General features: G+C 33.4%; 8 protein-coding genes and 1 pseudogene. All 9 read right to left on the bottom strand.

Annotated features, from left to right (window positions below):
* Positions 1-233 (bottom strand): annotated as a pseudogene (locus tag WFK35_RS18555) (histidine kinase); the annotation flags it as partial.
* Positions 234-323: 90 nt separating this feature from the next.
* Positions 324-1,046: a 3-deoxy-manno-octulosonate cytidylyltransferase gene (gene kdsB / locus WFK35_RS18550; RefSeq protein ID WP_336733808.1), complete on the bottom strand. Its 723-nt coding sequence runs from the start codon at positions 1,044-1,046 to the stop codon at positions 324-326.
* A gap of 19 nt (positions 1,047-1,065) precedes the next feature.
* Complete coding sequence (locus tag WFK35_RS18545; protein WP_336733807.1) at positions 1,066-1,623, bottom strand: hypothetical protein; 558 nt, start codon at positions 1,621-1,623, stop codon at positions 1,066-1,068.
* Positions 1,624-1,728: 105 nt separating this feature from the next.
* On the bottom strand, positions 1,729-2,982 hold the full coding sequence (locus WFK35_RS18540) for a pyridoxal phosphate-dependent aminotransferase (RefSeq protein ID WP_336733806.1): 1,254 nt from the start codon (positions 2,980-2,982) through the stop codon (positions 1,729-1,731).
* 20 nt (positions 2,983-3,002) lie between these two features.
* Complete coding sequence (locus WFK35_RS18535; RefSeq protein ID WP_336733805.1) at positions 3,003-3,911, bottom strand: hypothetical protein; 909 nt, start codon at positions 3,909-3,911, stop codon at positions 3,003-3,005.
* A 15-nt stretch (positions 3,912-3,926) separates the two neighbouring features.
* Positions 3,927-5,642 carry a phospho-sugar mutase gene (locus tag WFK35_RS18530; RefSeq protein ID WP_336733804.1) on the bottom strand — a complete coding sequence of 572 codons (1,716 nt, stop codon included), beginning with the start codon at positions 5,640-5,642 and terminating at the stop codon, positions 3,927-3,929.
* 166 nt (positions 5,643-5,808) lie between these two features.
* Entirely contained in the window at positions 5,809-6,429 is a 621-nt protein-coding gene (locus WFK35_RS18525) for a hypothetical protein (RefSeq protein ID WP_336733803.1), read from the bottom strand.
* Positions 6,426-7,127, bottom strand: coding sequence for a GIN domain-containing protein (locus tag WFK35_RS18520; protein ID WP_336733802.1), 702 nt, complete (start codon positions 7,125-7,127; stop codon positions 6,426-6,428). Before WFK35_RS18520 ends, WFK35_RS18525 begins: the two co-directional genes overlap by 4 nt.
* On the bottom strand, positions 7,124-7,773 hold a 650-nt coding region (locus WFK35_RS18515; RefSeq protein WP_336733801.1), incomplete at its 5' end, for a hypothetical protein. The genes WFK35_RS18515 and WFK35_RS18520, both read right to left, overlap by 4 nt.

Raw genomic sequence — 7,773 nt, 5'->3', positions numbered from 1 at the left:
CCGCTAATGGTGATGACGGTTTTGGTAAGATTTGGACGCTGCTGATAAATTTTAATCGGATATTCATCTTTTATTCCCAAGATTACGCTTCCCTGCAGCAATACTGAATTTAATAGTTTCCAATTGGTTAATCCTCCGGATAATTCAATGTTTTTATCAATAATTTCTTTCGCGGTCTGCGCAAAAAAGGACTGTGAAATAATCAGGACGAATACTAAAAGTAACTTCTTCATTAATTTTATTTTATCAATTCAAATATAAGGCTTTTTTAATTTGAAAAATTGAAAATGAAACAATTTGAAAATGTGAATTACCTCACGTTTTTAAATTAATCTTCTTGCTTTTTCAAGATCTTCCGGCGTATCTATTCCTACGCCAACGAAATTAGTTTCTATCATCTTGATTTTCATGCCATATTCGAGATAGCGGATGCATTCTATCTTTTCTGAAATCTCCAGAGATTTCATTTCCAGTTTTGAGAACTGGATCAAAGCGTGTTTTCTGAATGCATAAACTCCAATATGTTTAAAATAATCAACATCATAAGAAATCTCACGATGAAATGGAATCACAGAACGGCTGAAATACAATGCGAAACCATTGTTATCGGTAATTACTTTCACGTTATTAGGATTCTCAATCTCTTCTTTTTCAGTGAGTTTTATTTTCAATGAAGCCAAAGAAATCTCCTGATTGTCATCCTGATGAAAAACTTCAATTAATTGTTGTAAAGGTTCTAATTTAAGGAAAGGTTCATCTCCCTGAACATTGATCACGATATCACAGTCGATATTCTGCACTGCTTCGGCAATACGGTCGCTTCCGGTTTCATGTTGTCCGGTCATTACAGCTTTTCCTCCGTTTTTAGTGATTTCATCGAAAATAATTTCAGAATCTGTGGCAACAAAGACTTCATCAAATAAACCTGTTTCTACCACATTCTGATAAGTGGTTGTAATAACGGTTTTATCTCCCAACAACTGCATCAGTTTTGCCGGAAAACGACTGGCTTCGTATCGGGCGGGAATAACTGCGATAATTTTCATTGATAAAATAATTAGAGATTTAATTTAAATAATTAGCTAAAAAAATAATTCCGTAGATCCATGAAATGTAAAGAAACGAATAAAAAAATCCGAAACCGAAACTTTTCAGAAGATTTCCTCTGCAATGTTTTGAGTTTTTAAATACCAACCGCAAACCACGAAAAAAAATCCAGTACAGCATGGCTGTAAACAGTAAAATGACAACCCAGAAAAAAACACTCAGAAAATAGAGAAGAAAAATAAGAACTACAGACAACAAAATCCATAAAATTATTGAAATAATAATCTCTCCGCAACCTTCATTTCCAATTAAGCTAATATCAGGAAAATCAAAGTTATCGACTTTTGGCTTACTAATTCTGTAACTTTTTATTTTTTCTCTGTTTACAATACTTCCCACATTTTCTTTCAGCTTTAATCCGTAATATAGTCCCAGACTTATAAAAAGAAAGAAAGCAACGGCTAAAATAGAAGTTGATAAAATGGAATTCTGAAACAAAGACCTATGAGAACCTGTTCCTGAAATCCAGACACTCAAAATTACTAAAATAATAATTCCTAATGTGGAATAGCTCAAAAATTGAGTTTCGAGAAAGTATCTTTTAGGTAATCTCATTAAGGCTATAAGTCAAAAAAAGCTTCGCAAAGTATATTCACGAAGCTATTTATTATATTTAATATTTTATTTTAAAGCGTTCAAAGCATTTTCCAGTTTTGGCATCATCACTTCAATTTCCTCGATTGCCAAACCTCCTACAGAAGCTCTGAACCAAGGTTCTGATTTTTCTTCCCCGAAAGCAGAGAACGGGACCAAAGCAACACCTGCTTCATTGATTAAATAGAATACGAGATCAGAAGAGTTTTCAATCACTGTTCCGTCCGGTTTTGTTTTTCCGATATAATCTAATTTAATGGTAAGATAAAGCGCTCCCATTGGCTCGATGCTGTCTACAGAAAGTCCTTTTCCTTTCAAATCCTGAATTCCGCCGTGAAGAACTTTCAGGCTGGCTTCCAGTTTGTTTTTAAAATCTTCAACAAATTCATTTACGTCCTCAGGATTTTCGTAATATTTTGCTGTTGCTTCCTGTTCAGGTTTTGGTGCCCAAGCTCCAACGTGCGTTAAAAGAGCTTTCATTTTGTCCATGATATGAACCGGACCAAATCCCCATCCTACACGAACTCCTGTAGCGGCAAGACATTTTGAAATACCGTCGATATACACCGTAAATTCTTTCATTTCAGGGAAAAGAGAAACCGGATCTACGTGTTCTGCCCCAAAAGTAAGGTTAGAATAAATCTGGTCGTACATTAAATATAGAGGCTTTTCGTCTTCACCTCTTTTTTTGTTTTCCGCTAAAACCAGTTCGCAGATTTCAGAAAGCTGATCTTTTGTAAACATGGTTCCGGTAGGATTCAACGGTGAACAAAGTGCCAATAAAACTGCTCCTTCTAAATGAGGTTTAAGATCATCTGCAGTCGGAAGAAAATTGTTTTCCGGAGTGGTTTTTACTTCCACTGCGTTGGCTGAAGTAAGATAAGCGTAATGATTATTGTTCCAGGACGGAATCGGATACACTACTTTATCACCTTCGTCCACGATTGTTTTGTACACCGCATAGATCAAAGGTCTTGAACCTGCCGTAATTAAAATATCATTGGGTGAATAGTCTAAATTCCATCTTGTTTTTAAATCTTTGGAAACTTCTTTTCTTAAAGATAAAAGTCCGTTTGCAGGCGGATAATTTGTCAGATTATTCTGATAAGCTTTCTGAATTTCTTCCTTCAATTTTGCCGGAATCGGATAAATATTAGAATTTAAATCACCAATCGTAAGATTCGCGATTTCTGCTCCTTTTGCCTTTAAATCATTTACTTCATTACCAATTTTTACAATTTCAGAACCAATCAGGTTCGCCGCTAATTTTGAAACTTTCACTTTATTTTATTTAAATTTATTTAATATTTTCTTCTAATATTTATTTTTCTTACAACTTCTTCTTCAGGAACTTTTGCATCCAGAAGGCTGATTAATTCTTTTGCCTTTTTAGCTACAGCAGAATTCGGATATTTCTTTATGATCCTATTGAATTCTTTCCTGTTTTCGTCATATATGGTTCCATTCAAAAACTCGTAAGTTGGTGTATTCTCCATACCGAATAAATAATCATACAAATAATTATTGTATATTTCTTTTACTCTGGAAATCAATGAACTTTTAGGATATTTTTTTATAAAATTTTCCCAAAAAACAGTTCTTTCTCCTAACTCTTTCCATGAAATTACCAATCCTGCATCCGCCGAATAAAGACCTTCGCTTTCTTTCGCTAACTGCCCGATATACGTATTATAATCCGGGGTTACTTTGTCTTTAAATACAAAAAAATAATGATCCGGAACCGAATGTATTTCGGTATATCCTTCTCCTACTTCTGTAAATTCAAGATCAGCTTTCTTCAGTTCGGCAATTAGTTTCTTTATATTTTCAGGAAACTTGTAACTGTTGCTTTCGGAATCATAATAATTCACATATTCTTCAAGGATCTTATTCAGACTTTCGCTTAAACAAGCTGTATACTTTTCACGAATTCTGATATAATCTTCGTATAATTTATCATTCTGTTCAGGTGAATTCTGAGTAATTTCTTTTTCTGCTTTCTGCTGATACCACTGAAACGCTGCAATATAATCTTCAGTCTTGTTCTTTGAAGAACAGGCAGTATCAATAGGCTTAAACAAATCCTCTTTTGTTTCTGCTTTTGAAGCGGTGTCTTTTTCTATCTTTCCTGCAGAAGTTTTTGGGGCTTCTTTTTTGCATGAAAAAATAAAAATCAACAGAATAAAAGCCGCTAAACTTCTTTTTATCATGAAGATCGAATGAAATTAATCTAATTTCAAATCCTTTCTTACTTCTTCTATTTTTGCTTCTAAAGACTTCAATTTATCTCTGAAATCTGCTTCAGAAGTAACGGAATCTTTCACAGAAATATAGAATTTAATCTTCGGTTCTGTTCCTGAAGGTCTTACGCAGACTTTTGTCCCATCCTGAGTGTAATAAATCAATACATTCGATTTCGGAATATCGTTCATTACTTGTTTCTCACCTTTTGAAACGATAAAATTAGTCTGTTCTTTAAAGTCTTTCACTTCTTCAACCAATGAACCAGCCAATTCTTTTGGAGGATTTTCACGGAAATTTTTCATCATATTCTGAATTTCTTCCGCTCCGTCTCTTCCTTTTCTTACCAGATTTACCAATCCTTCATAGTACATTCCCAATTCCTGATAAATTTCGATCATGTATTGGTACATCGTTCTTCCGTTCGCTTTGCACCATGCTGCAATTTCGCAGGCTAAAACAATACTTCCGCAAGAATCTTTATCACGAACGAAGTCTCCCGTCATGAAACCGAAACTTTCTTCACCACCGCAAACGAATTTTTCTTTTCCTTCAAAATCACGGATCATTTTTCCGATCCATTTGAATCCGGTTAATCCGACTTTGCAGTCAACACCAAATCTCTGTGCAATATCAAAGAAAATATCAGAAGTTACAATCGTAGAACCGATGAATTCTTTTCCGGTGATTCTGTCCTGCTTTCTCCATTCGTTTAAAATATAGTAGGTAAGGATCGTATTGGTCTGATTTCCATTTAACAATTCAATTTCACCGTCAAGATTTCTTACTGCAATTCCCAGTCTGTCACCATCCGGATCTGTTCCGATCACGATGTCAGCATTGGTAATTTTCGCCAAATCCATTGCCATTTCCAAAGCGGCCGGCTCTTCCGGATTCGGGGAATCTACCGTCGGGAAATTTCCACTTGGGATCATTTGCTCTTTCACAAGATCAATTTTTTTGAAACCTGCTTTTTCCAAAGCTTTCGGAACGGTTGTATAGGTTGTTCCGTGAATGGATGTGAAAACGATGTTTAAATTTTCTTTTCCAATATTCTGATAGGTAGAATTTTCGATACATGCATCAATGTACACATCATCCTGTTCCTCTCCGATCCATTCGATTAAATCATCATTTCCGTTGAATTTAATTTCCTCAAATTTCACAGAATAAACTTCATTGATAATTGCTTCATCATGTGGCGGAACAATCTGCGCTCCGTCATTCCAGTATACTTTGTAACCGTTATATTCCGGCGGATTGTGGGAAGCCGTTAAAACAATTCCTCCGTGACATTTTTTATTTCTCACGGTAAATGACAATTCAGGAGTCGGTCTGTGATCCTTGAAAAGCAAGACTTTAATTCCGTTTGCTGTTAAAACATCAGCAACCAGTTTTCCGAATTCTTTCGAGTTATTTCTTACGTCATAAGCAATTGCCACTTTAATTTCTTCTCCCTGAAACTGCTTCAACATATAATTGGCAAGTCCCTGTGTTGCCTGACCTAAAGTATATTTATTTAAGCGGTTGGTTCCAACGCCCATAATTCCTCTCATTCCTCCTGTTCCGAATTCCAGTTCTCTGTAAAAAGAGTCTTCCAGATCAGGCGAATTGCTGTCGATTAATACCTGAACAGCATTTCTTGTTTCCTCATCAAATGTTTCGCCCAACCAAAGTTTTGCTTTTTCTAATGTTGTCATATTTGTATTTTCTAATTTTTGTAAAGTTCCGGTTTAATTTCTTTGTTTTATCGTTTCAGCATTTGTCATTTCGACGAAGGAGAAATCTATTTTATTTAAAAAGATTTATCACTACACATCTGAACTTCGTTCATAGATCTTCAGTCTATGTTCTGAATGACAGCTTTTATTTATTAAGTTTAATTTCCAAATTTGGCAGTCTTTCTTTCAAAGCATTTAATTTCAATTCCAAATCATTTAATTCAAAAACAGAATCTCCAAAAATTTCTTTGCTGATCTCAAAGCTTATTGTTGTAAAATCCTCAGAATTATCCGTTTTAATAATTTCCTTCGATACTGTTTTTCCTTTTTCAAAAATAAAATTACCTTCTTGTCTGCTGAAAATTGTCTTGAGTTCGCATTTTTCAGAGACAGCATTAATTATTGCCATTCCAACCCGACAAAATTCATCCCCTACTTCCAAATGCTTCTTTTCATTACTGCATGCGCCGATTTTGGTCATAATACATTCTGCTGTAGTTAAATCGCGAGATTTTTCTAAAGACATTCCTCCATTATATTCAATTTTTAATAAGTTTCCTACAGCATTAATTATAATTTCACTGCAATTTTCATCAAAATATTCATCAATAGCGTGACATAAAGATCTAAATACAAGAGCATTTAAATTATTTTCTTTAAAACAGTCTTCAAAATACATTTTAGGACGAAGTCTTACATGCTCCATTCCTTCTAAGCTTTGAATACTATTCGCTGTGTATTTTTTTTCTTCCAACTTACTTCTCAATCCAATTTCTTATTCTCCACTCTTGTACTTTTATCAATTTTAAAAGCCCTAATCGGATCATTATAATACACAAATTTAGCCGTATTCTGAATATGTCCTTTTAAGGAATCTTTTACATTCACTTCGGCGTAGTTTCCATTTTTAGAGTCGATATTCAGGTTTTCAATTTTCCAGTAAGGAGCGATTAAACTTGCTGTATCAGATACTTTAATGACAGCATCTTTGGTTTGCCCCAGAAAATTGGCTCTGCTTCGGTTCATCATTTCAACTTCTACCCTTCTTGTATTTACCGAACCCATAAATGTAGCATAATTTTTTAAATTAAGCTTAAAATTATCGGTCTTAATTTCGCTCGAAATGTTCATTTCTACAGAATCCGAAGCAATTACTTTTTCAAGATTGTATTTGGAATAAATCGTCACATTGTAAAAATCTACTCCTTCTGTTCCTCGTTTTTCTTTGATGGTTAAGGTTTTATCTTTTACATCCACCTCAAGATTATCGGCGACATTAGGATAGGTTTCGATTTCTATAAAATTTTTGTTTCCTCTTGCGTAAAAAACACGAAATTTTCCTTCCAGATCGAGGTTTACAAATTCTGAAACATCTACGTCTTTCCTTTCAATGTTTCCTTTCGGAGAAACCTTTCCGCAGGAAACCACTGCCATTAAAATGATTGTGTAAAATATATTTTTCATGAATTAATTAATTCTTTTAACATTTTTAAATAAAAATCATCATTCTTAAAATCTTCAAACACTTTTTCTAATGTTATTACTTTAATGTTTTCATTAAAATAATGATTTATTGAGCAAAAAATAACATATTTATCAGCATTAAAACTCAAAAGATCTGAAGCCTTTTTATCTAAAACCTTTAAATTATCCGTGAATGAAACTTGTACCGCAATTTTTTCAGTATTTTCTGTGAATCCATAAATATCTACTTTTGCATAATTTCCTCCAATCTTCAAGAGTTGGGATTTAATTTTATATTCTCTTGGAGCAAAATTAGATCTCAACCATTCCATACACATTATTTCAATGGAAATTTCTGAAAGATTTTTTAATGAAATATCTAATTCATACCCAAAATATTTGGATAAAATGAAATTTTTCCTTTTGTGAACAGGACTTAATGTAGATTGTTGAGGAATCAAAGAATTAAAAATTTGAAAGTTTTTTTTTGAAAAAATTTTAGAATTATCCAAATCAAAAATCTTCAAATCATTATTCTTTTTATGAGAATAAAATTTCTTTCCTTTTAAAATTTGCCCAATAATAAATTCATCTTTCCCTAAATAAGTTGAAACAACAATAACATCTTTTTCTTTTACACTCTTTT

Source organism: Chryseobacterium sp. VD8 (assembly GCF_037149975.1).
In the GTDB taxonomy this organism is placed as follows: domain Bacteria; phylum Bacteroidota; class Bacteroidia; order Flavobacteriales; family Weeksellaceae; genus Chryseobacterium; species Chryseobacterium indicum.
The sequence above is the reverse complement of the archived record's forward strand: the minus strand, read 5'-3'. Positions and strand labels throughout refer to the sequence as shown.

Excerpts from the sequence above, each read along its gene's own strand:
- kdsB (WP_336733808.1), bottom strand. The coding sequence starts at position 1,046 with ATGAAAATTATCGCAGTTATTCCCGCCCGATACGAAGCCAGTCGTTTT.
- WFK35_RS18535 (WP_336733805.1), bottom strand. The coding sequence starts at position 3,911 with ATGATAAAAAGAAGTTTAGCGGCTTTTATTCTGTTGATTTTTATTTTT.
- WFK35_RS18530 (WP_336733804.1), bottom strand. The coding sequence starts at position 5,642 with ATGACAACATTAGAAAAAGCAAAACTTTGGTTGGGCGAAACATTTGAT.
- WFK35_RS18520 (WP_336733802.1), bottom strand. The coding sequence starts at position 7,127 with ATGAAAAATATATTTTACACAATCATTTTAATGGCAGTGGTTTCCTGC.